Raw genomic sequence first — 22,736 nt, forward strand, 5'->3', positions numbered from 1 at the left:
TGGGCAACGGATTTCGTAGAGTTGGAAGGCTAATGATGTCAGCCCCGGCTGCTATTAATTCTCCCAACCAATTCGCGCTCTCTTCCTAAGGACCCGTGGGCATGCTTGTCACCCTCATTCGGCGCTACGCCAAGCCGTATATGCCGTACATTTTGGCCGTCATCGCCTTTCAGCTGGCGTCCACCATCGCGGCCCTTTACCTGCCGAGCCTCAATGCGCAGATCATCGACGAAGGTGTTTCCCGCGGCGACACCGACTTCATCTGGCGCACCGGCGGCGTGATGCTGCTGGTGGCCTTTCTCCAGGTGGGCACGGCCATCGCCGGCGTGTACTTCGGGTCCAAGACGGCGATGGCGATGGGCCGCGACCTGCGCCGCGGCGTCTTCCGCAAAGTCACGAGCTTCTCCGCCAAGGACGTCAACACGTTCGGCGCACCCACCCTGATCACTCGCGGCACCAACGACGTCCAGCAGGTGCAGATGCTTGTCCTGATGGGCCTGAACTTCATGGTCTCAACGCCCATCATGTGCATTGGCGGCATCATCATGGCCCTGCGCGAGGACATCAACCTGTCCTGGCTGGTCTGGGTCTCGGTGCCGGTCCTGATTGTGGTGGTGGGCTACATCGTGGTGCGCCTGATGCCGCTGTTCCGCTCGATGCAGAAGAAGATCGACCGGATCAATGAGGTGCTGCGCGAACAGATCATCGGCATCCGCGTGGTCCGGGCCTTCGTCCGCGAGCCATACGAAACCGAGCGCTTCGGTGAGGCCAACAAAGAACTGACGGACGTTTCCCTGAAGATCGGTGCGCTCTTCGTCCTCATGTTCCCGGCCATCGGCATGATCCTGCACCTCTCCACGGCCGCCGTGCTGTGGTTCGGCGGCCAGCGCGTGGACTCCGGCGACATGCAGGTGGGCGCCCTGACCGCCTTCCTGCAGTACCTCCTCCAGATCCTCATGGCCGTGATGATGGGTACGTTCATGGCAATGATGATTCCGCGGGCGTCCGTCTGCGCAGACCGCATCGGCGAGGTGCTCGACGTCGAACCCTCCATCCACGACCCCGAACACCCGGAAACGCCTGCGGCGCTGGAAGGCGTGGTGGAATACCGCAACGTCACGTTCGCCTACCCCGGCGCAGAAGCCCCCGTCCTGAGCAACATCAGCTTCACGGCCCGCCCGGGGGAAACGGTGGCGATCATTGGTTCCACCGGCGCCGGAAAGACCTCCCTCCTGTCGCTGCTGCCCCGCCTGTATGACATTGCCGACGGCGAAGTGCTGCTTGACGGCGTGTCCGTGAGCAAGCTGGACCGGGCCGAGATCACCCGGCGCGTGGCCCTCGTCCCGCAGCGGCCGTACCTGTTCTCCGGAACCATCGAGCACAACCTGCGCTTTGGCAAACCCGAGGCAACCGATGTCGAGCTGTGGGAGGCGCTGCACGTGGCCCAGGGCGACGGCTTCGTGAAGGAGAAGAAAAACGGGCTAGCGTCCCGGATCGCCCAGGGCGGCACTAACGTCTCGGGCGGCCAGCGCCAGCGCCTCTGCATTGCCCGGGCCTTGGTGACGAAGCCCAAGGTCTACCTCTTTGACGACTCGTTCTCGGCCCTGGATGTCGCCACCGATGCGCGGCTGCGGGCTGCCCTCAAGCGCACCACCGCGGACGCCACGGTGATCATCGTGGCGCAGCGGATTTCCACCATTACGGAGGCCGACCAGATCCTGGTGCTGGATAACGGCAGGATCGTGGACCGCGGCACGCACGATGAGCTGCTGGAGACGTCACCCACCTACCAGGAAATCGTTGAGTCCCAGCTGAGCGTGGAGGAAGTGGCATGAGCGCTGACAAGAAGGCCCTGCGTGGGCGCAGCGAAGAGGAAAGCGTCCTTCCCGAGGCGGCCGCGGACGTCACAGAGCTTGAGGACGACGACGACTTCATCGAGGAGGAGTACAAGCCCTCGGAGGCAGACGGCGGCATGTTCGGTGCGATGCCGGCCAAGAAACCGGAGCACTTTTGGCCCTCCGCCAAGAGGCTCCTGGGGCTGCTCAAGCCGGAGGCCGTGGGGATTTACATCGTCGTGGCCATGGTCATTGTGTCCGTGGTCCTCAATGTCATTGCCCCGAAGGTGCTGGGGCAGGCCATGGACGTCATCTTCGGCGGCGTCGTCGGCAAGCAGCTCCCGGCCGGAGTCAGCAAGGAGCAGTTCGTCGACGGCCTGCGGGAGCGGGGCCAAGACAACTTCGCGGACATGATCTCCCGGATGGAACTCGTTCCCGGCACCGGCATCGACTTCCAGAAGCTGACGGTCCTGATCTCCGTCGTGCTGGTCATGTACTTCGTGGCGAACATCTTCCTGTGGCTGCAGGGCTACGTGCTGAACCGCATCGTCATGAAGGTGATCCGCCAGCTCCGCGACGACACCGAAAAGAAGCTCAACCGGCTGCCGCTGAACTACTTCGATACCCGCCAGCGCGGCGACGTCCTGTCCCGCGTGACGAACGACGTCGACAACGTCCAGCAGGCGCTGCAGCAGGCGTTCGCGCAGCTGATCAGCTCTGTCCTGACCGTCCTGGGCATCGTGATCATGATGTTCATCGTCTCGTGGCAGCTGGCCCTGATAGCGCTGATTGCCCTTCCGCTGTCCGGTGTGGCGGCCGGCGTGATCGGCGCCCGCAGCCAAAAGCTGTTCGCCGCGCAGTGGAAGAACACCGGCCAGCTGAACGGCCAGATCGAGGAGTCCTTCTCCGGGCACGACCTCGTCCGCGTCTTCGGCCGCGACGCCGACATGCTGGAACGGTTCGAGGAGCGCAATGACGCCCTGTACAAGGCCAGCTTTGGCGCGCAGTTCGTCTCCGGCATCATCTTCCCGGTCATGCAGTTCGTGTCCTACCTCAGCTACGTCGGCATCGCCGTTGTGGGCGGGCTGCGTGTGGCGTCCGGCAGCATGAGCCTGGGTGACGCGACGGCGTTCATCCAGTACTCACGCGAGTTCACGCAGCCGCTGGGCCAGATGGCGGGCATGGCCAACATGCTGCAGTCCGGCGTGGCCTCGGCTGAGCGTGTGTTCGAGTTCCTGGACGCGGACGAGCAGGACGCCGAAACCGCCACGAAGCACCTGCCGGCCAAGACCGACGGCCACGTGGAGTTCCGCAACGTCACCTTCAGCTACACGGAGGACAAGCCGCTCATCGAGAACCTGTCCTTCACGGCCGAGCCCGGCCACACGGTGGCCATCGTCGGCCCCACCGGGGCCGGCAAGACCACCCTGGTGAACCTCGTCATGCGCTTCTACGAGCTCAACTCGGGGTCCATCACTCTGGACGGGGTGGACGTGACGCAGCTCAGCCGCGCGGAGCTCCGTTCCAAGGTGGGCATGGTGCTGCAGGACGCCTGGCTGTTCGGCGGCTCCATCTACGACAACATCAGGTACGGCAAGCTGGACGCCACCGAGGACCAGATCATGGCGGCGGCCAAGGCCACGTTCGTGGACCGCTTCGTCCGGGCGCTTCCGGATGGCTACGACACCGTTATCGACGAGGAGGGCAACAACGTCAGTGCCGGCGAGAAACAGCTCATCACCATCGCCCGCGCATTCGTGGCCAACCCGTCACTGCTGATTCTGGACGAGGCGACAAGCTCCGTGGACACCCGCACCGAGCTCCTCGTGCAGAAGGCCATGGCCGCGCTGCGCACCGACCGGACCAGCTTTGTCATCGCCCACCGGCTTTCCACCATCCGCGACGCCGACACCATCCTGGTGATGGAGAACGGCAAGATCGTGGAGCAGGGCAACCACCAGGCTCTGCTCGCGGCCGAAGGCGCCTACTACCGGCTGTACATGTCCCAGTTCGCCGGCGCGGACGTTGAGGAAACATCCGTGGACGATTCGACGGCGGTGCACAGCTGACCCCGCTGAACCCCGGAGGCCACCCCGACCCCCGGCGCATCGAGGTGCTCGTGCCGATGCGCTGGGGTGACATGGACGCCTACGGCCACATCAACAACGTCCAGATTGTCCGCATGCTGGAGGAAGCGCGCATCGCCGCATTCGGTCCGCCACGCGGCGCTGGGCTGCCCGGAGTGGAACCGCAGGTTCCGCTCTTCAACGAAGTCGCCGAGGGCACCATGGCCCTTGTGGTGGACCATCGCATCCGGTACGTGAAGACCCTGGAGTACCGCAACGTCCCTGCGGTGGTCCAGGTGTGGGTCGGTGCCGTGAAGGGCGCCAGCTTCGACATCCACTACCTTGTGCAGGACCCGGTTACTGGCGAGGATTGTGTGAAGGCGTCAAGCCATCTCGCCTTCGTCGACGAAGCCACCGGACGGGTGCTGCGGCTGACACCGGAGCAGAAAGAACGCCTGCACCCCTTTACTGAACACAAGCCCTGACCGGCCCACAGCCTGTCGCCACCCCTAAGGAGCCGCTGTGAACAAGAAGAAGAAATCCTGGAAGGACATGCCCCCGGCAGCACGCTTTGGGACCGTGATCGTAGGCACGGCGCAGCTGGCTTTCCTCGTGGCCGCCCAACGGGATCTTTCCCGCCGTCCGGCAGAGCAAATCCGCGGCTCCAAGAAGTTCTGGAGGTTTGCCACGCTGGTCAATTTCATCGGTCCGGGCAGCTACTTTGCATTTGGCCGGAGGAAGCTGCCGCCGCTTACCCGGAAGTAGCATTCCAAGGGGCCGTGGTGCCGGCGTTCAGGTTAAGCCTGTAAATTTGAACGCATGACCCCCACCCCGAAGCCTGCCATGCACCGCGCCCTCGGAGTCTCCAAGGAGATCGAAGACGCGGCGTGGTTCGTACTCGGCGCGGGGCTTCAGGGCAAGCCATCGGCTCTTGACGGGCGCACACAGACTTGGACATCAGATGCAGCGGCGGAGCTGCTGGAACGTCTGGAACGCGGGGTGGCAGACGCCAAGGCCCCGATGATGACCAACCTGCGGAACAACCTCGCGGACGCTTCCCGCCAGGCGAAGCAGCTCGCCGTGGAGCTGCTCTTCCTGCAGTCGCTGCCGCTGGCCCACGAAGTGAAGTCGCTCAAGGTCAAGCGTGCCCGCGTGACCGAGGCGGCCTCGTGGCTGGAACCGCAGCTTGAGCTGCCCGAGGCACTGTACAAGGGCATGACGGACCATGGCGTCATCCGCGACCGCACCGCCGAATTCAACTGGACCATCTGGGACCATCTCAAGTGGCTCTGCAGGTTCGTGCAGCATGTCGACCAGCAATCCACGGCCACCATCAACAAGGCGCTGAAGGACCCGCTGGCCTTCCACCTGCTGGCCGCGGGCACTCCGGACGACCAGTCCGCGATCCGGCGCAGCATCGAGTACCTCGCGTGGCCGAGCTTCTTTGAACCAGTCGTTGCCGACGTCGAGCGCCGGGAGATCCGCGACGCCTTCGCCTCCTTGGTGGGCGGGGCCAAGGGCGACACGGACGAGGAAATCACCGCCGACATCCGGCGCATCCGCCTGCACCTCGATGAGCAGGCCGGCCAGCGCATCGACTGGTACTCGCGCCACCTCGTGAGCCAGTGGCGCAAGGTGGGGGACCCGGGCCGCCGCGCCTGGCTGCTGCGCACCCACCAGGACAATGCCGAGCTGCTTGCCGCCTGGCAGGCGGAGGAGAAGGTGACGCTCGACGTTGAACATCTCCGCTTGCTGGACGCCGGCGTGACTGCCGGGCTGGTGCAGCACGCGGTGGACGAGGATTACAAGCACCTCGGCTACGTGGAGCGCGAGGACACCAAGACAGCCGTTTTCGCCTTCCTGACCGTCATGAAGCCGGGGGACCTTGCCCTCTGCCACAACTCGGGGACCGTGCGGATCGGCGTCGTCCTGGGGGAGCCTGACCACAACGGCGACAACCGCCGGATGCGCCGGAAGGTGCGCTGGTTTGACGATGCCCACGCCATGACCGAGCTGCCGCGCCACGTGCAGCGCCAGCTCGCTACTCCGGGGATCATCGTCGACGTCACACGCGTGGTGCAGGCGCTGCAGGCGCTCTTGCCGGCTGAAGCGGAAGCAGAGCCCGACGGCGGTGCGGAACCTGCCGCCGTCGCCGTTCCCGTCCAGGAGGGGTTCCGCCCGCTGACGCGCGAGTTCGCGGACTCGCTGCACATGGACCTCGAACCGCTGCAGGAGATCGCCGAGCTGCTGGAAGAGAACCGGCAGCTGGTGCTGTACGGCCCGCCCGGAACCGGCAAGACGTACCTCGCCAAGCACCTCGCGGCCGAGCTCGCGCAGGACAGCACGGACGAACGGGTGAAGCTCGTGCAGTTCCACCCGTCGTACGCCTATGAGGACTTCTTCGAGGGCTACCGGCCGGACAAGACGGACGAAGGCCAGGTGTCGTTCAAACTCGTGGCCGGACCGCTGCGCCGGCTCGCCGAGGAAGCCGCGAAGCCTGGCAACGAGTCGAAGCCGTACTTCCTGATCATCGATGAGATGAACCGTGCCAACCTCGCGAAGGTGTTCGGCGAGCTGTACTTCCTGCTGGAGTACCGCGACGACCGCATCTATCTGCAGTACAGTCCCAACGAGCCGTTCACCCTGCCGGACAACCTCTACATCATCGGCACCATGAACACCGCGGACCGCTCCATCGCCATGATGGACGCCGCAATCCGCCGCCGCTTCGCCTTCATCGAACTGCACCCGAAGACCGAACCGGTGAAGGGGTCCTTGCTGCGGTTCCTGGAGGCGCGGCAGCTGGACACCACGCCCGCGCTGCTGCTGGACGCGCTCAACGACTCCATCGACGAGTGGGACCGCGACCTCATGATCGGCCCGTCCTACTTCATGAAGAAGGCCGCCCAGAGTCCTGCCGGGCTGCGCCGGATCTGGAAGTACGAGCTCATGCCGCTGCTGGAGGAGCACTATCACGGGCAACTGACCCGGGCTCAGCTGGAGGAACGCTTCGGGCTGGATCAACTGCTGGGACGCCTTGCGGCTCGCTAACAGGGCTGGCAGCCCCCTGCGCACAGGCCCCGCAAGCACTGGCGGTCCACGCGCTGGCGCCCCGAGTACTGACTCCCCACGCACTGGCGCCCCGCCGCGCTTTCGTCACATCGTGCTGGACGAACTGTCCGGCGGAGTCGTGGAGAAACTGGATTCGGGCAGCGCCGCGTTCGTCAATTCCAGCGGGCTCGCGAAGGCCTCGCCCATGGGGATGGGCCTGTACCGGATCGAGCCGGTGGGCAAGGTGGGCTCCGTGCGGACACCACTGGTACAGCTCGACGTCCGGCCGAAGGGCAGGCTGGGGCTGAACCGCCTGCTGTTCCTCCTGAGCTATGCAGGAGACCAGGGGTTCCGCGACGATCCGGTTGCCGCCACGGAGGACACCGAGCTGTGGAGCGCGCTGGCGGCGTCCCTCGTGCAGCTCGCCGAACGGGCCCTGCAGCGCGGCGTGCTTCAGGGCTATCTCACCGTGGACGAATCGCTCCGGACGGTCAAGGGACGGATCCGCATCTCCGACCAGATCTCGCGGCGGCCCGGGATGCTGGTCCCGCTCGAAGTGTCCTACGACGAATTCACCGAAGACATCGCCGAGAACCGGATCCTTCGGGCCGCACTTGAGCGCATGTCCCGCGTTCCCGGCGTCCGTCCCGAGGTACTGAGCCGGCTGCGCCAGCTCAAAGGAAAGCTCGACGCCGCCACCAGGCTTCAGTCCGGCGCCCCGCTGCCGCCGTGGCAGGCCAGCCGGATGAATGTCCGGTATCACGCCGTGCTTCGGCTCTCCGAGGTCATCCTGCGCAATGCCTCGGCCGAGGCAGGAGAGGGACCGCAGCGGACCGCTTCCTTCGTCGTGGACATGGACCGGGTCTTCGAGGACTTCGTGGGCAAGGCACTCCGCCACGCCATGAAGGGCTTCCCCGGTGAAATGAGGCTGCAGTACAACGCCATGCTCAACGAGGCTGTCCGGGACTCGGACCGGCTCACTGTGCGGCCTGACGCGGTGCACCTGCTCGGGGGAAGACCAGTGGTGGTCTACGACGCCAACTACCGGGCACGCGCGGACCGCGGGGCGTCGCTGACTGCCGACCATTTCCAGATGCTGGCCTACTGCACCGCGCTGCAGGTGCCCACGGCCTGGTTGATCTACGCCGGTGCCGGTGAAATGAAGCTGCGACGGATCCTCAACACCGATATCGACATCGTGGAGTTTCCGCTGGACCTTTCGCGGCCCCCGTCGGAGATCCTGGCCGCCGTCGCCGATCTGGCCGGGCAGTCCTGGGGGGAAGTGGTGCGCCAGGCGAGGACCGGCCGCTAGGCCTTCCCTAGACGGCTTCCGTTTCCCTGTCTTCGTATGCCGCGGGATCTTCCAGATCGCCGTACATGGAGCGCAGGTGCTCGAGCAGGGCCTTCTCCGGGCAGCCGGCATGTTGGGCAACGAGACCACGCAACCGGGTCCGGATGTCGGCGCCTTCCGGGCATGGATCGTCGAGGATCGAGGAGATGATGGCCATGACCTGCCGCCGCATCGGTCCCAGTTCCGGGTCCTTCGTAGGCTGGTTGAATTCCGGCCAAAGGGCGAGCCGTTCGGAGGCACGCGGTCCTGGCGGCATCAGCTTCTGCGACATGTCACCCTCCGGTTCCTGTGGTTCAGGCAGCAAGTGAAGTATGGTGCTTCGCGCCCGATAACGCCAGTCTGCCAACGTGCGGGTTGGGTTCGCCACCCCAGCCAGTTGAACAGTCTGTGAAAACTGTAGCTCAAGACAGACAGGTCTGTCTTCCCTATGGGGTTACGATGTTAACAAATGGAAGATTCATCCAGATCCGCTTCATCGAGCGCCGGGATTTTTCCTTCCGGCGGGTTGCAGTCCAGCCCGCAGACTGAGGCCTTGCCCGGCGGCCCTCGCTACGTGCAGCCCGCTGGAGTGACCCATAAATCGGATGCCAAAGCGCCCGACGCAACCCCAAACGAATTGCCCGGCGCTGAAGCGCGGGTCGGCGCTGAATCGATGATGGGCGCTGAACCAGTGGCGGGCGGGGCCGGGGCGGCAGGGATCCGGGAACGGATCGTGAATGCGGCCTACGATCTCTTCGCCCGCCGCGGCGTGCGCGACGTCGGCATCAACGAACTCATCAGCCGTTCGGGCGTCGCGAAAGCCACTTTCTACCGCCACTTCGCCTCCAAGGACCAGGTGGTGCTCGCCTTCCTCGAACAGCGCGACCGCGTCTGGACCGTCAACGCGATCGTCGGAGAGGCACGACGCCGGGCAGACACCCCCGAAGAGCAGCTGTTGGCGATCTTCGACGTGTTCGCCGATTGGTTCCGCCGCACGGATTTCGAAGCCTGCTCCTTCATCAACGTGCTTCTCGAGATGGGCTCCGCGCATCCCTTGGGCCGGGCCAGCATCGACTATCTGGCCAAGATCCGCGGTCACGTGAAGCAACTCGCGGACGAGGCAGGACTGGAACGGACTGAAGATTTCTCCAGGTCATGGCACATCCTGATGAAGGGGTCCATCATTTCCGCTGCTGAAGGCGATGTGGAGGCGGCACGGCGCGCCCGCCAGCTCGCCGGCTGGCTCATTGAGCACCACCGGGCCTGACGCGCACGGGCACGGCGAAGCGCGGCGCCGGCGAAGCGGGGCCCGCTAGCTGGCTAACCAGTCAGGCCGGAACCGCAAACGTAAACGTGGTGCCCTGCCCTTTTTCGCTGTGCAGCGAAACGGTACCGCCGTGGGCTTCCACGATGGCCTTGCTGATGGAGAGCCCGAGCCCCACACCGGGGATAGCGGAATTACGGACGGCCTCGGAACGGAAGAACTTCGCGAAGGCCTCCTTCTGGTCCTGTTCGCTCATTCCCATGCCGTTGTCCCTGACGCTGCAGACCACGTTCCTATTTTCGGCACGGAGGGAGACGGTGACTTCGCCGCCGTCGGGGGAGTATTTGATGGCATTGGAGACGAGGTTGTCGAGCACCTGTGAGATGCGTGCGGAATCGACGTGCGCCTCCAACCGTTCGGGGGCATCAGCCCGCAGGCGGATGCCGGATTCCGTAGCCCGGGGCTGGGCCGAGCTGATGCTCGCGCGGACCAGGTCGGCCACGTCCACTGCATGAGGGCTGATGATGAGCTGCCCGCTTCTGCTCGACAGGAGGTCTGAAACGAGGGTAAGCAGGCGTTCCGAGTTGCGCTGGATGATATCCAAGGGTCCGCGTTGATCCTCGGTCAGCTCGTCGTCGTCGAGCATCAGCTCGACGTAACCGAGGATCGACGTCAAGGGCGTCCGGAATTCATGTGAGACGTTGGAGACGAAGTCGTCTTTGGCCGCCAGGGCATCGACCAGTTCGGTGACGTCGCTGAACACAATGACGGACCCTGCAAAGTTCCCGTCTTGGTCGGTCATCGGCCTCGCACTCGTTGTGATGGCACGCTGTCCCTCGCCGGCGCCAAGCCAGACGAGATAGTCGGTGAATTCCTCGCCGAGCACGGCACGGCGGACCGGACGCTGCTCCACGGGAACCGGGGTGGTCCGGTCTGGGGCGAAGACCAGGAGCTGCGATTCATTGGGATCTGCGTTGTCCGGCGGAGATGCCAACCGGTGGTGGGCCCGTTGCTTCCGGTTCATCAGGATGTCGTTACCCCCGGCGTCGATGGCAAGCACGCCCAGGTGCACCGTGTCGAGCACTGTATTCAGCAGCCTTTCCTGCCGCTTGCTGCCGTCCAGCACACCCTGCAATTGGGCGTCTTTATCCTCCAGGTCACGTTGCTGCCGGACCATGCTCAGAGTCATCACGGTCACCGAAACACCGATGCCCAGCATCATGACCGGAAGCAGGAGGGAGCGGGTCAAATCCTGTCCGGACACGTCGCCCTTGACCAGAAGCGGGAGCCAGATGATGCCGAGGGGGCCGAAAAAGGAAAAAGCCACAGCTGTCTTGGGAAACACCCCAGAGGCGCATACCCAGATCACGGGAAAGACCGCCATCAGGCTGATTCCGGTCAGGCTATCCTGGCCGCCCTCCCTGCCGAGAGTGATCGACACCAGGTCCAGCACGGGAATGACCAGGAAGCTCGGGTACGGCAAGCGGTCCCAGGGAATGGCATAGCAGGCAATCAGGATGACGACCTGTGACACCAGGAAACTGATGAAAAGTGGATTCGTCAGTGTCTCCGGAAAGAAAGCCAGAACGAGGACGGTAGTGAATCCGGCGGTGACGGATAGCGGGATCTGGCTGAGCGCCACGCGGCCCCGCAGGGAATACTCGTGGAAAGGGCGCCTAAAGAGCAGCATCCGGCCCGACGTGTCGTTCCATGTTTGCTTACTCATTCGTGCCGGTCCGGAAGGGCTGGGCAGGTAAAGGCATAGAAGCAGGATAACGGGCGGGGGCTATACTTCAGACGGGAAGTAGCGGGCTGAGGGGGCTGCGATGGGTGACACACGCGTGGGGCTGGTCATTGAAGACGACCACGACATTCGAGAGCTGGTGCGGGTTGTCCTGACGCAGGCAGGCTTTGACGTCACGGCTGCGTCCAGCGGGGCAGAAGGCGTTCTGGCAGCAAAGAACCTTGATCCGGCAGTCATCACGCTGGACCTTGGCCTGCCGGACATCGACGGCTTTGAAGTGGCCCGGCAGATCCGCCAATTTTCGGACGCGTACATCGTGATGCTGACCGCCCGGGCGGAGGAGCTGGATACCCTCATCGGCCTGGAGTCCGGGGCCGATGACTACCTGACGAAGCCCTTCCGGCCCAGGGAACTGCGTGCCCGCGTCGCGGCCATGATGCGGCGGCCGCGGTCGACGTCGGACCTTGCCGACGACTCCGGCGCACCTTTGGCTGGGGCTGGCGATCCGAAAGGCTACCGCCACAATGGGCTTGATCTAAGTTATGAGTCCCGTACCGTGGCCGTGGACGGCCACGAACTCAGCCTGACCCGAACCGAATTCGACCTGCTGCACGCGTTGCTGGAGGCGAACCGCATGGTCCGCACCAAGGCGGATCTGGTGCGCCGCCTGCGGGACGAACCATACGACGTCGGAAGTTACATCAGCGAGGCTGATGAGCGGGCCGTCGAGGTGCACATGGGTAATCTTCGCAAGAAACTCGGTGATTCTGCCCAAAATCCCCGCTGGCTCCAGACGGTCCGCGGCGTCGGTTACAGGCTGGCGCCCGAACAGGGCTGAGCCGCAGCGGCCCCGCGCTCAGTGGGCGGCGAGGAACCGCTCCAGCTGTTCCTCCAGGGCGATCCGGTCCTTCAGTTCGCACTCCCATACCGTGAGGACTTCCCAACCGGCGCTTTCGAGCTGCCGGCGCTGGTCGGCGTCGCGGTTTCTGGTTTTGGTTCTTTTCGTTTCCCAGAACTCGGCGTTGGCCTTGGGAGCGTGCTGGCCCACCCTGCAGTCGTGGAAGTGCCAGAAGCAGCCGTTGATGAAGATGACCTTCCTGCGGCCTGCGAACACGAGGTCGGGATTTCCCGGCAGTTTGCTGCCGCGGGAGACGCCGTGCAGCCGGTACCTGTAGCCCTTGGCATGCAGGAGGCTGCGCACCAGCAACTCGGGTTTGGTGTTCTTTCCCCTGATCCGGGACATGTTCCAGCTGCGCTGCTCAGGGGTCAGCCGGTCCGCCATGATTAAAGTCTAGGTTGCCGGCGGGCAGCCGGAAGCCCAGTGCCTAGACGTTCAGTTCGGGCTGCTCGCCGAAGTTGAAGTGCCTCCCGCTGACGGATCCGGGGTCGATTTCGACGTAGAAATCCTTCAGTGTCGGAACCCACGAAGCGAGCCCGAGCGCCTCAGCTTCGGCGATTTCGGCAGCCTTGTTCAGGACCCGGGCAGTACCCCGGAGGACGACAGACCACGCCTGGTCCGACAGGATGCCGTCGGTTTCGAAGAGAACCCGGTCGTTGATGGTCAGCTCGGCCAGCTTATTGCCGGGGGCGGTACGGAAGTAGAGCTTGCGGCGGCTGGTCACGTAGTTGACGGGGAAGATGTCCGGCTCGCCGGCCACGGTGACAACGAGCCGGCCGTGCTTGGTGCCCTCCAGAAGTTGCCAGCACTGTTCGTCGTCGAGGATAAGGATGGGATCGCCGTCGGCGTGATTGAACATCATGGCTCCATTCTTCTACGTGACGTAGAAAAACGATAGGGGTGTGCGGCAATTTTCGCAGCACTCCCCGCGAATCCGCCATAGCCCTCTAGGGCCAGCTCGCCCGCAGCGGCTAGTTTCCAAGAGCTGCAGAGGGTTGAAAAGCACCCGTTTGGTTGTGGATAACTTTGAGCGCGAAAGTGTAGTCTCGGCTACCCTTTAACCATTGTTCGGACACAGATGTCTGGGCCACCTATCCGGGGGGATTAGCTGCGCATGACTTCTCGATCATCTATTGCCGGGCGCCTGCGCCTTTCTGCTATTTCCTGCCTGACTCTCTCCCTTCTGGCTCTTAGTGGCTGCAGCAATGGCGACGCGCCTCCTGGCGAGCCGACCTCCGGTGCACCTTCCTCGGCCTCGCCTTCTGCATCCGTTACGCCAAGCGCCTTGCCTAGTCCAAAACCGAAGCCCGTCTATAAGCCGGCTGACGCAAAGGGCAGGGCGCAAAATGTCCCCGTTCCAGTCAAGCCGGCATTGGCGGACAAGAATTCCAAGGAAGGGCTGGAGGCGTTCAGTAAGTACTGGTACTCGCTCATGAGTTACGCGTATGAGACCGGGAATCTACAGCCAGTGGATGAAGTCACGGCCGAAAACTGCGCCTCATGCGGTAGGGTCCGGTCGACTATCCAGTCATGGAACACCAAAGGCAGATGGATAGAAGGCGGGGCCTTTGAAATTCTCGATGCAACTACCACGTTCAAACCGGATGCCAATGGTTACCAACAGGTACTCGTGCAATATCATCGGCTATCTGTGAATTACCGCCAAGCGGATGGAACTATCAAGCAGTCTTTTCAGCGATCGAGCTTGCTTGCGGACATCTTTCTTGCAACGTACAGAGCCAACGGTTGGTTTGTAACCAACGTCGATCGTGTTGGTGGTTAGATAACCTTGGCTGCCAGGGGGAGTCGACTTGAAATTGTTGTTGGCTTGGCGCTTGTGATTCTTGGATGGACGTCGACGGCCGGCAGCAGGGCTGGGGCGGAAGAGCCCATTGTCGACTGGGCGGGGTCTGGAGTGGGCGTTTGGCATGAGGACGCCTCCGGAAATTGGGTTGACATGCCTTTCGAAGCCCCACACGTTCAAAAGGCCTATAAGTATGAGATGCTCTGCATTGTCAACAACCAGAACGACGTAGATCCTGCCTGTATTGCACGTGCAAATTGTGATGCTGGTAAAGATGGGCGGCCGGTGCGGTGGTTCGAGCGTTTTTTGGCTGGCCCACCTGATGTGTGGAGCCCCATCCGTCCCGACCGTTGCGTCTACACAGAGGATCCAGCCGACGTCCTGGGCCGGATTGCAGCTCAAATTCAGCGAAGGTTTGAGCAACTACCTGTGAATGCAGGGATCTCGGGAATCCAGCCCACTCCTCACACTCTTAGAGGCGCAGAGACTAACTTCTACGCTGAAGCATCTGAGCAGACCTTCAATGTAATCATGCTCGGACAGAAGGTCGCGATCATCGCCAAGCCAGTTCAATACCGCTGGGACTACGGAGACGGCTCCTCGCTCGGCCCGACTACCACCATGGGAGGGCCGCTGCCGCAGGATCGCTGGGGTGAGAAGACAGGGACGAGTCATGCCTACGCACAAACCGGAGACTTCGATGTCGTCCTGACCACCTACTTTCAGGGCACCTATTCAGTAAACGGAGGCCCGGCGCTCCCCATACCCAACCAGGGTCAGTTCAGTACGGCCCCTCAAACCGTCAGTGTCTGGCGGTCGGTTACCCGGAACTATGCCGACGATTGCATCACGAACCCCCGCGGCCAGGGCTGTCCGGGGGCGACCGTGACAAAGGGCCGCTAGCAGGGGCTGTTGCGGCCCTCGCGACGGTAGTCCGCGCGTCTGCCATGCGGACTTTTCTGTCACCTTTCCGCTGGTATGGATCCATGCCACGTGACCCTCAGCACACCCGGAATACTTGCACACGCGTGGCAGTTGGAGACAGTGAACCCAAATGCATTCTGAAAGGAACCACGCATGCTGTTTTCCCCTTTGAGCCTCGGCGAGCTTGAACTCCCCAACCGTCTCGTCATGGCGCCTCTAACTCGCGTGCGCTCAGGCAAGGACGGCGTGCCCGGCGCTCTCGTGGTGGAGCATTACCGCCAGCGGGCATCCCTCGGGTTGATCGTCAGTGAGGGCATCTACCCGATCCCGGCCGGCCGCTCCTACCCTGGGCAGCCGGGCCTGGTCACGCCCGAGCAAATTGCGGCGTGGAAAAAGGTCACGGATGCGGTCCACGCCGAGGGCGGCAGGATCTTCGCGCAGATCATGCACGGCGGACGCGTTTCCCATGAGGACATCAACGGCGGCCACCGCGTCGTCGCTCCGAGCGCCATCGCGGTCGACGCTGAAACCCGGACCTACAACGGCAAGCAGGCTCACCCCGTTCCGCACGAAATCACGACGGACGAAGTTCCCGTAGTGATTCAGGAAATCGTCACGGCGTCGCGCAACGCGATCGAGGCGGGTTTCGACGGCGTCGAACTCCACTCGGCCAACGGTTACCTGCTGCACGAGTTCCTCGCGCCGAACACCAACGTCCGGACGGACAGCTACGGCGGTTCGCCCGAAAAGCGTGCACGCTTCGTCATCGAGACCGTCAACGCTGTAGTCGAGGCGCTGGGTGCCAACCGAGTGGGTATCCGCATCTCCCCGGAGCACCAGGTTCAGGGCATCGAAGAAAACGATGCCGAGGACGTCCGAGCCACCTATGAAGTGCTGGTGAATTCGATCGCCCCGCTGAACCTTGCCTACCTCAGCATCCTGCATGCCGATCCCACTGGGCAACTGGTCCAGGACCTGCGCGGCCGCTTCAACGGCACCTTCCTCGTCAACACCGGGTTCGGCGACATCACCACCCGCGAGGAGGCGCTTTCCTTAGTCTCGGACGGCCACGCAGACGCCGTGGTGGTTGGCCGGCCGGCCATCGGCAATCCTGACCTCGTCCGTCGTTGGCGCGAGGGGCTGCCTCTGAACGAGCTCGACCCGAGCACGTTCTACGGGGAAGGCGCAAAGGGTTACACCGACTACCCGGCCTACCAGCCCGCGTAGCCAAACCCGGCGGAAAGCCAGTCCAGCCACAGCCATTCAGAAGAGCCGCCCGCAACCCGGGCGGCTCTTCTGTTTCCGCATTCTATGCCTCCCTCACGGCCCGTGCAGCCTCACAGTGCGCCCGCCTATAGGATTTGATCATGCAGAAATCGTCCACCGGCACCCGCGTCGGCAGCCGACACGACGACCAGACCGGCGCCCGCCGGGGAGGCCGGACGGTGAACCGACAGGTCCTGGCCGACCACGTTTATGAGGAACTGCTGACCGCTCTCATGGACGGGCGGCTGGAACCCGGCGCCGCCGTCAGCATCGATGGAACGGCCCGCGAGCTCGATGTCTCACCTACTCCCGTCCGCGAGGCGCTTGCCCGTCTGGAGCACACCGGCATGGTCCGGAGAGTGGCGTTGAAGGGATATCGCGTCGCCCCTGTTTTTACTCGCGAGGACTTTGCGGAGCTCATGGAGGCCCGGCTGGCCATCGAGCCGGTGAACGCCCGTTTGGCCTGTGCGCGGCTCACCCCCGAGCGGCTCGCGGAACTCGAACAGGCCGTCAGCGACCTCAAAGCGGCGCCGCGAGGCCCGTCGTTCGCCGAATACAAGGATTACCTGGAAGCCGATGAGCGCTTCCACCAGCTCATCGCGCAACAGACCGGGAACCAGTTCATGGTTGCCGCGTACGCAGCACTCGGCGGCCAGGTCCAGCGCTTCCGGCTTTTCGGCGGTGTGGGAATCACCGACGCCGAATACGCCATCGCCGAGCACCAGTCGGTCCTGGACGCATTCTCAACGGGGGACCCCGGTAAGGCCGAAGCCGCAATGGAGGACCACGTCCAAAAGGTCCGGGCCCGTGCAATCGCCGACGCGCCTGCCGACTAGCGTTACTAACCCGGGCGCGGCAATCTAGCACTAGATGTCGTGTTCACGCGTCACAACGGCATCCTCCGCGAGCCAGGTGGGCACGTTCCAAAAGTGACCCTCTTCACGCCAAAGAGCCACCCCTATAGGATCTTTGATGCCGAAGGGGGTCGCCTGAAAACCTTGACAGCCCCGTCCGAATAGTAGATCCTATAGGAAACAGGATTCACAAAGGAGTGCAAGACGCATGGCATATACAGCTGAGAACTGGCCCATCACCGCAGCCCTGCTGCAGTTCCCCGGCGTTGATGTCCAGGGAACCAACATCAATGACGCCGACGCCTCCGCCTGGGCCGAGGTCCTCACCGAGGTCAAGGAAGCCGGCTTCGCCGATGCCGATCTCACGGACAGCTGGGTCCGCCCCGGCGACCTCAGCAAGGAGCGCCTCGCAGAGTTCAAGCAGACTGCCGAGAACGTGGGCATCGGCATCCCAGTCATTTCCGCCATTCGCCGCAGCGTCATCGAGGACGGCAACTGGGAAGCCAATCTTGAGTACAGCCACCGCACCATCGATGCCGCCGCTGAACTGGGCTGCGAAGTTGTCTCCTTCGGCCTGCACCAGGCAATCACGCCGGAGCAGCAGAAGCAGCTCTGGTTCTGGACCGTCGAGGGCTACAAGGATCCTGCGGGTGACAAGGAGTCTTGGAACAAAGCTGTCACCCGGCTCCGTGAACTGGGCCGTCACGCCGCAGAGGTGGGCGTCCTGCTCTCGCTCGAAATGTACGAGGACACCTACCTTGGCACCGCGGACTCCTCCGTGCAGCTGGTCCAGGACATCGGTCTCTCCAACGTGGGCCTCAACCCGGACATTGGAAACCTCATTCGCCTGCACCGTCCCATCGAGGACTGGCGTGAAATGGTCGCCAAGACCATGCCGTACTCGAACTATTGGCACATGAAGAACTACATCCGTGACGAGGATGTGGCCCGCGACAGCTACGTGGCCATGCCCGCCCCCATGGAAAGCGGCCTCATCAACTACCGCGAGGCATTCAAGGTGGCCATCGCGAGCGGCTACCAGGGCATCATCTGCACGGAGCACTACGGCGGCGACGGCCTGTCCGTCACGGCCCGGAACCAGGAATACCTGCGCCGCCATGTCCTGCCCAAGAAGGACGGCTACGCACTCGGCAAGAGCCTCGTGGCACAGGGACGGCAGCGACCGGCGGCCGTCGAACCCGTATCTTCGTGACCGTTCCGGGGGTTCGGGTTCTCAGCGAAACTGAACTTCCGACGGCGGCGGCCGGGCTTTGTTCCGGCGGCCGCCCTCCCGGGGCCTTCCGGAACAGAAGCCGGCCGGTACCCACGACAAATGCTCAACCCAACTCGGATTCAATGAGGAACCATGACCCAGATCTTCGACAATCCCGCTGATTTCGCGGATGAGGCGCTGGACGGCTTTGTAGCTGCCAACCGCGGCTACGTGACCCGCGTGGACGGCGGCGTTGTCCGCTCCACCGAGATGACCCCCGGCCAGGTGGCCCTCGTGATCGGCGGCGGCTCCGGGCACTACCCGGCCTTCGCCGGACTCGTCGGACCCGGCCTGGCAGCAGCCTCAGCCTGCGGCAACATGTTCGCTTCGCCCGCCGCCGGGCAGGTCTACCGCGTGGCCAAAGCCGCCAACGCCGGCGGCGGCGTGCTCCTCAGCTACGGCAACTACGCCGGCGACGTCCTGCACTTCGGCCAGGCCCAGCTGCGCCTCAACGCTGAAGGTATCGAGACCCGTACCGTGCTGGTAACCGATGACATTGCCAGCGCTCCGCTGGACCAGATTGAGAAGCGCCGCGGCATCGCCGGTGACCTAACCGTCTTCAAGGTCGCGGGTGCCGCCGCTGAGGCAGGCCTGAACCTGGACGAGGTGGAACGGCTCGCCATTAAGACCAACCACCGCACGCGCTCCCTCGGCGTGGCCTTCGGCGGCTGCACACTGCCCGGTGCCAGCGAGCCGCTCTTCCAGGTGCCCGAAGGCCAGATGTCCCTGGGTCTCGGAATCCACGGGGAACCCGGAATTTCCGAACACCCCATGCCCACCGCTTCCGAGCTGGCCGAACTGCTCGTCTCCAGGCTCCTCGAGGACAAGCCCGACGAAGCCGGTGACCGCGTGGTGGCCATCGTCAACGGACTCGGCACCGTGAAGTACGACGAACTGTTCCTGCTGTTCGGCAAGGTCGAAAAACTCCTCGACAAGGCCGGGCTGACCGTCATCGAACCCGAATGCGGCGAGCTGGTCACGAGCTTGGACATGTCGGGGCTTTCGCTGACCCTGCTGTGGCTGGACGACGAAATCGAGCGATACTGGGCAGCGCCCGCCGACACCCCGGCGTTCCGCAAGGGCAATCTCGCCCCGCGCCCCCGCCGCGAACTCGCCGGAGCCGAGGACGCTGTGGCTGAAGAGACTGAGATGGCCACCGCCGCGTCCGCTGACCTGGGCAGGCTGGCGGCCGCCGTCCTCGCGCAGGTGCGGGACGTCGTCGTCGAACACGAAGAAGAACTCGGCAACCTGGATGCCATCGCCGGCGACGGCGACCACGGCATCGGCATGCGCCGCGGCGTGGACGCCGCTGCCGAAGCCGGCGAGCAGAACGCCGCCGCCGGAGCCTCGGTTGAACGGGTGCTCACCGCCGCCGGTGAGGCCTGGAGCGAGCGCGCCGGCGGAACTTCCGGGGCCCTCTGGGGATCTGCAGTCATCGCGGCGGGAATCGCACTGGGTAACCGCGACTCCTACCGTGCCGAGGACGCCGCCGCGGCGGTGGACGCCTTCAGCAGTGCGATCACTGCGCTCGGCAAGGCTGAACCGGGGGACAAGACCATGGTGGATGCGCTTCTGCCGTTCCAGGCTGCGTTCCGCAAAGAGCACGACGGCGGCGCCACCCTCAGCGGTGCCCTCGCCGCAGCAGCTGCCGCGGCCACGGAAGCAGCCCGGCAGACCGCGGACCTGCGGCCCCTGAAGGGACGGGCCCGCCCGCTGGCTGAAAAGAGCCTCGGCCATGCCGATCCCGGTGCAGTCTCCTTCGGGCTGATCACCGAACGGATCGCCCGCTACATCCAATCCGAACTGGCCACGTCTGATCTGGCCTCATCCCACACGGCCGCAGCGGCCGGAAATGGAGCAACAAATGACTGAGACAACAGGCTGGCGCATTGTCATCGGCAACGATGAGGCCGGCGTTGAATACAAGGAAGCACTGAAGGCACTGCTTGAGGCCGACGACCGTGTGGCCTCTGTAGTGGACATCGGCGTGGCCGCCAATGACTCCACGGCGTATCCGCACCTCGCCGTCGCCGCTGCCCGCAAGGTGGCAGAGGGCGATGCGGACCGTGCGCTGCTGATCTGCGGCACGGGCCTCGGTGTGGCCATTGCTGCCAATAAGGTTCCCGGCATTCGTGCCGTCACTGCGCATGACAGCTACTCGGTGGAACGTTCGGTCCTGAGCAACAACGCCCAGGTCCTCACCATGGGCCAGCGCGTGATCGGACTGGAACTCGCCAAGAAGCTCGTCGGCGAATGGCTGAGCCACCGCTTCGACGAGAACTCGTCCTCGGCGGCCAAGGTGGACGCCATCTGCTCCTACGAACCCGACTACACGAAGGCTGACTGAACCATGACAGAGACACCAACCAACTCCCGCAAGTTTGCCGTCGTCGGGTCCGGCTACATGGGCGGCGGCATCGCCCAGGTCCTGGCGCTGGGCGGCGCACGCGTCGCCCTGGCCGACGTCTCCGCGGAGGTGGCGCAGAAGAACTACGAGCGTCTTCTGACCGAATCCGACCAGTTTGTAGCGGACGGCCTGTTCCCGGCAGGCTCCACCGAAATCCTCAAGCAGAACCTGTGGGCTGCGAAGGACATCGAGGAAGCCGTGGCGGACGCCGACTTCATCGAAGAGGCGGTTCCTGAACTCATCGCCATCAAGCACGAGACCCTGGCCCGCATCAGCGCTGCCGCCCGTCCGGACGCCATCATCGGTTCCAACACCTCCACCATTTCCATTGCGGACCTGTCGCAGCCGGTGGCCAACCCGGAGCGTTTCCTGGGCGTGCACTTCTCCAACCCGTCGCCGTTCATCCCGGGCGTGGAGATCATCCCTCACGCCGGAACGTCGGCCGAAACCGTTGGTGCAGTGCGCGACCTGGTGCACGGTGCCAACAAGCAGACCGCCGTGGTCAAGGATGTCACCGGGTTCGTGCTGAACCGCCTGCAGTATGCTCTCTTCCACGAAGCCGCACAGCTGGTAGAGCAGGGCATCGCGACTGCGGAGGACGTGGACACCCTGGTCCGCACCACCTTCGGCTTCCGGCTGCCGTTCTTCGGACCGTTCGCCATCGCCGACATGGCCGGCCTGGACGTCTACAACTTCTGCTACAAGTCCCTGCAGACGGACTTCCCGGAGCGCTTTGCCACGCCGAAGATCCTCACGGACCTCGTGGAAGCCGGGAAGCTGGGAACCAAGACCGGCGCGGGCTTCCTGAACGTCCCGGCCGAACGCACCCCGGAACTGATCGCCTACCGGAACAAGGCCTACGTGGCCATGCAGAAACTCATCGAGGACCTCGGCCCGGCGCCGATCAACTAACAATCCACCAGTCCGGGCCTCCTGACCCGGACCGTCAGAAGCCTCAGTCACTGCCCGGTTTACGCCGGGCAGTGACTGCTGCCTGCCCACTTTTTCCTTCGCCACAACCTCGGAGCCCATTCATGAGCATTTTTCCGTCAGAACGCACAGTCATTGTCACCGGAGCCGTTTCCGAGCGCGGGATCGGCCGGGCAACCGCCAACTACCTCGCCGAGCTGGGCTGGAACATCGGCGTCATCGACCTCGATGACGCCCTGTGCCGGGCCACGGCCAAGGAAATCGCGGAACACTACGGTGTGAAGGCGCACGGCGTCGGCGCCAACGTCGGCGACGAAGCGTCCGTCCGCAGCGCGATCGACTCGATCGAGGCGGAGCTTCCCCAGATCGTCGCGCTCGCCAACGTGGCCGGCGTCAGCTCGCCCGTCCCCTACCTGGAGCTCGACGCCGCCGAGTGGGACCGCGTGCTCAACATCAACCTCAACGGCGTCCACTACGCCACGCGCCGCGTTGCCGAGTCCATGGTGAAGAACCGGATCGGACGCATCGTTAACATCTCCTCCGTCTCCGCCCAGCGCGGCGGCGGAACGTTCTCCAAGACCCCGTACTCCGTGGCAAAGGCCGGCGTGATCGGCCTGACCCGCTCCACCGCCCGGGAATTGGGGGAGTACGACATCACGGTCAACGCCATCTCTCCGGGCCCCATCGACACCGACATCATGGGCGGCACCCTGAGCCAGGAACGGAAGGACGAACTCACCAAGGACCTCGTGGTCAACCGCGTCGGCTCCACCCGCGACATCGCAGCAGCCATCGCCTTCCTCATCAGCGAGGACGCCGGATACATCTCCGGCCAGACGCTGAATGTGGATGGCGGACTCTACATGCATTAGGAAGGACCACCATGGCCCAGAACAGCCATCGCGGATTCAGCTCGTGGACCAGGGAACGGAAGATCTACCTTGCCGTCGGCGTCCTCGCCAGCCTGGTCGGCGTACTGCTCATTGCGTTCTCGCTCTGAGGCGACGCTCCTCTGAGGGCGGCGCTCCGCTGATTTAGACGCTTCACTGATTTATCTGGCTGATTCCCGCCGAATCGGCCTCATCGTTTT

At 64.0% G+C, this 22,736-nt stretch carries 21 protein-coding genes; 17 read left to right on the forward strand and 4 right to left on the reverse strand.

The features are described 5' to 3' along the window. Nucleotides 1-101: 101 nt before the first annotated feature. The 6 genes from AC3A3W_RS11485 (at nt 102) to AC3A3W_RS11510 (ending at nt 8,264) form a co-directional block, all read left to right on the forward strand. The gene (locus AC3A3W_RS11485; protein ID WP_487442864.1) at nt 102-1,835 is read left to right on the forward strand and encodes an ABC transporter ATP-binding protein; all 1,734 of its coding nucleotides are present in this window, start codon (nt 102-104) and stop codon (nt 1,833-1,835) included. Then, entirely contained in the window at nt 1,832-3,904 is a 2,073-nt protein-coding gene (locus AC3A3W_RS11490; RefSeq protein WP_487442865.1) for an ABC transporter ATP-binding protein, read from the forward strand. Before AC3A3W_RS11485 ends, AC3A3W_RS11490 begins: the two co-directional genes overlap by 4 nt. Before the next feature lie 56 nt (nt 3,905-3,960). Beyond that, nucleotides 3,961-4,386 (forward strand): acyl-CoA thioesterase, encoded by a 426-nt coding sequence (locus tag AC3A3W_RS11495; protein WP_487442866.1) that lies wholly within the window; start codon nt 3,961-3,963, stop codon nt 4,384-4,386. Nucleotides 4,387-4,423: 37 nt separating this feature from the next. Further along, nucleotides 4,424-4,666: a hypothetical protein gene (locus AC3A3W_RS11500; protein ID WP_487442868.1), complete on the forward strand. Its 243-nt coding sequence runs from the start codon at nt 4,424-4,426 to the stop codon at nt 4,664-4,666. A gap of 54 nt (nt 4,667-4,720) precedes the next feature. Next, nucleotides 4,721-6,952 (forward strand): McrB family protein, encoded by a 2,232-nt coding sequence (locus tag AC3A3W_RS11505; RefSeq protein ID WP_487442869.1) that lies wholly within the window; start codon nt 4,721-4,723, stop codon nt 6,950-6,952. Between the two features lie 115 nt (nt 6,953-7,067). Further along, nucleotides 7,068-8,264, forward strand: coding sequence for a 5-methylcytosine restriction system specificity protein McrC (locus tag AC3A3W_RS11510; protein WP_487442916.1), 1,197 nt, complete (start codon nt 7,068-7,070; stop codon nt 8,262-8,264). Between the two features lie 7 nt (nt 8,265-8,271). Here the strand turns inward: AC3A3W_RS11510 and AC3A3W_RS11515 are convergent, their stop codons facing one another. Beyond that, nucleotides 8,272-8,574, reverse strand: a complete 303-nt coding sequence (locus AC3A3W_RS11515; RefSeq protein WP_487442871.1) for a hypothetical protein — start codon at nt 8,572-8,574, stop codon at nt 8,272-8,274. 381 nt (nt 8,575-8,955) lie between these two features. Between AC3A3W_RS11515 and AC3A3W_RS11520 the strand changes: the two genes are divergently transcribed. Next, complete coding sequence (locus AC3A3W_RS11520) at nt 8,956-9,549, forward strand: TetR/AcrR family transcriptional regulator (RefSeq protein WP_487442918.1); 594 nt, start codon at nt 8,956-8,958, stop codon at nt 9,547-9,549. 61 nt (nt 9,550-9,610) lie between these two features. Here the strand turns inward: AC3A3W_RS11520 and AC3A3W_RS11525 are convergent, their stop codons facing one another. After that, nucleotides 9,611-11,272, reverse strand: a complete 1,662-nt coding sequence (locus tag AC3A3W_RS11525; RefSeq protein WP_487442872.1) for a sensor histidine kinase — start codon at nt 11,270-11,272, stop codon at nt 9,611-9,613. Between the two features lie 100 nt (nt 11,273-11,372). Here AC3A3W_RS11525 and AC3A3W_RS11530 point away from each other — a divergent pair, with 100 nt between their 5' ends. Next, nucleotides 11,373-12,128 carry a response regulator transcription factor gene (locus tag AC3A3W_RS11530; RefSeq protein ID WP_487442873.1) on the forward strand — a complete coding sequence of 252 codons (756 nt, stop codon included), beginning with the start codon at nt 11,373-11,375 and terminating at the stop codon, nt 12,126-12,128. Between the two features lie 18 nt (nt 12,129-12,146). Here AC3A3W_RS11530 and AC3A3W_RS11535 read toward each other — a convergent pair whose 3' ends face one another. Then, nucleotides 12,147-12,572, reverse strand: a complete 426-nt coding sequence (locus AC3A3W_RS11535) for a very short patch repair endonuclease (protein ID WP_487442875.1) — start codon at nt 12,570-12,572, stop codon at nt 12,147-12,149. A gap of 43 nt (nt 12,573-12,615) precedes the next feature. Then, on the reverse strand, nt 12,616-13,050 hold the full coding sequence (locus AC3A3W_RS11540) for a pyridoxamine 5'-phosphate oxidase family protein (protein WP_487442877.1): 435 nt from the start codon (nt 13,048-13,050) through the stop codon (nt 12,616-12,618). Nucleotides 13,051-13,302: 252 nt separating this feature from the next. Here AC3A3W_RS11540 and AC3A3W_RS11545 point away from each other — a divergent pair, with 252 nt between their 5' ends. The 9 genes from AC3A3W_RS11545 (at nt 13,303) to AC3A3W_RS11585 (ending at nt 22,518) form a co-directional block, all read left to right on the forward strand. Further along, nucleotides 13,303-13,971, forward strand: a complete 669-nt coding sequence (locus AC3A3W_RS11545) for a DUF6318 family protein (RefSeq protein ID WP_487442878.1) — start codon at nt 13,303-13,305, stop codon at nt 13,969-13,971. Between the two features lie 174 nt (nt 13,972-14,145). Next, nucleotides 14,146-14,895, forward strand: a complete 750-nt coding sequence (locus tag AC3A3W_RS11550; RefSeq protein ID WP_487442880.1) for a PKD domain-containing protein — start codon at nt 14,146-14,148, stop codon at nt 14,893-14,895. A 174-nt stretch (nt 14,896-15,069) separates the two neighbouring features. After that, nucleotides 15,070-16,143 (forward strand): alkene reductase, encoded by a 1,074-nt coding sequence (locus tag AC3A3W_RS11555; RefSeq protein WP_487442882.1) that lies wholly within the window; start codon nt 15,070-15,072, stop codon nt 16,141-16,143. A gap of 140 nt (nt 16,144-16,283) precedes the next feature. After that, complete coding sequence (locus AC3A3W_RS11560; protein WP_487442883.1) at nt 16,284-17,018, forward strand: GntR family transcriptional regulator; 735 nt, start codon at nt 16,284-16,286, stop codon at nt 17,016-17,018. A 226-nt stretch (nt 17,019-17,244) separates the two neighbouring features. Then, nucleotides 17,245-18,249, forward strand: a complete 1,005-nt coding sequence (locus AC3A3W_RS11565; protein WP_487442884.1) for a sugar phosphate isomerase/epimerase family protein — start codon at nt 17,245-17,247, stop codon at nt 18,247-18,249. A gap of 153 nt (nt 18,250-18,402) precedes the next feature. Then, on the forward strand, nt 18,403-20,181 hold the full coding sequence (gene dhaL / locus AC3A3W_RS11570; protein WP_487442886.1) for a dihydroxyacetone kinase subunit DhaL: 1,779 nt from the start codon (nt 18,403-18,405) through the stop codon (nt 20,179-20,181). Continuing rightward, nucleotides 20,174-20,656, forward strand: a complete 483-nt coding sequence (locus AC3A3W_RS11575; protein WP_487442888.1) for a ribose-5-phosphate isomerase — start codon at nt 20,174-20,176, stop codon at nt 20,654-20,656. Before dhaL ends, AC3A3W_RS11575 begins: the two co-directional genes overlap by 8 nt. A 3-nt stretch (nt 20,657-20,659) precedes the next feature. Continuing rightward, a complete protein-coding gene (locus AC3A3W_RS11580; RefSeq protein WP_487442890.1) occupies nt 20,660-21,628 on the forward strand; it encodes a 3-hydroxyacyl-CoA dehydrogenase family protein in 969 nt (322 codons plus the stop codon). Nucleotides 21,629-21,750: 122 nt separating this feature from the next. Further along, complete coding sequence (locus tag AC3A3W_RS11585) at nt 21,751-22,518, forward strand: SDR family NAD(P)-dependent oxidoreductase (RefSeq protein ID WP_487442891.1); 768 nt, start codon at nt 21,751-21,753, stop codon at nt 22,516-22,518. Nucleotides 22,519-22,736 lie beyond the last annotated feature (218 nt).

It is taken from the genome of Arthrobacter sp. Soil_N43, from assembly GCF_057655195.1.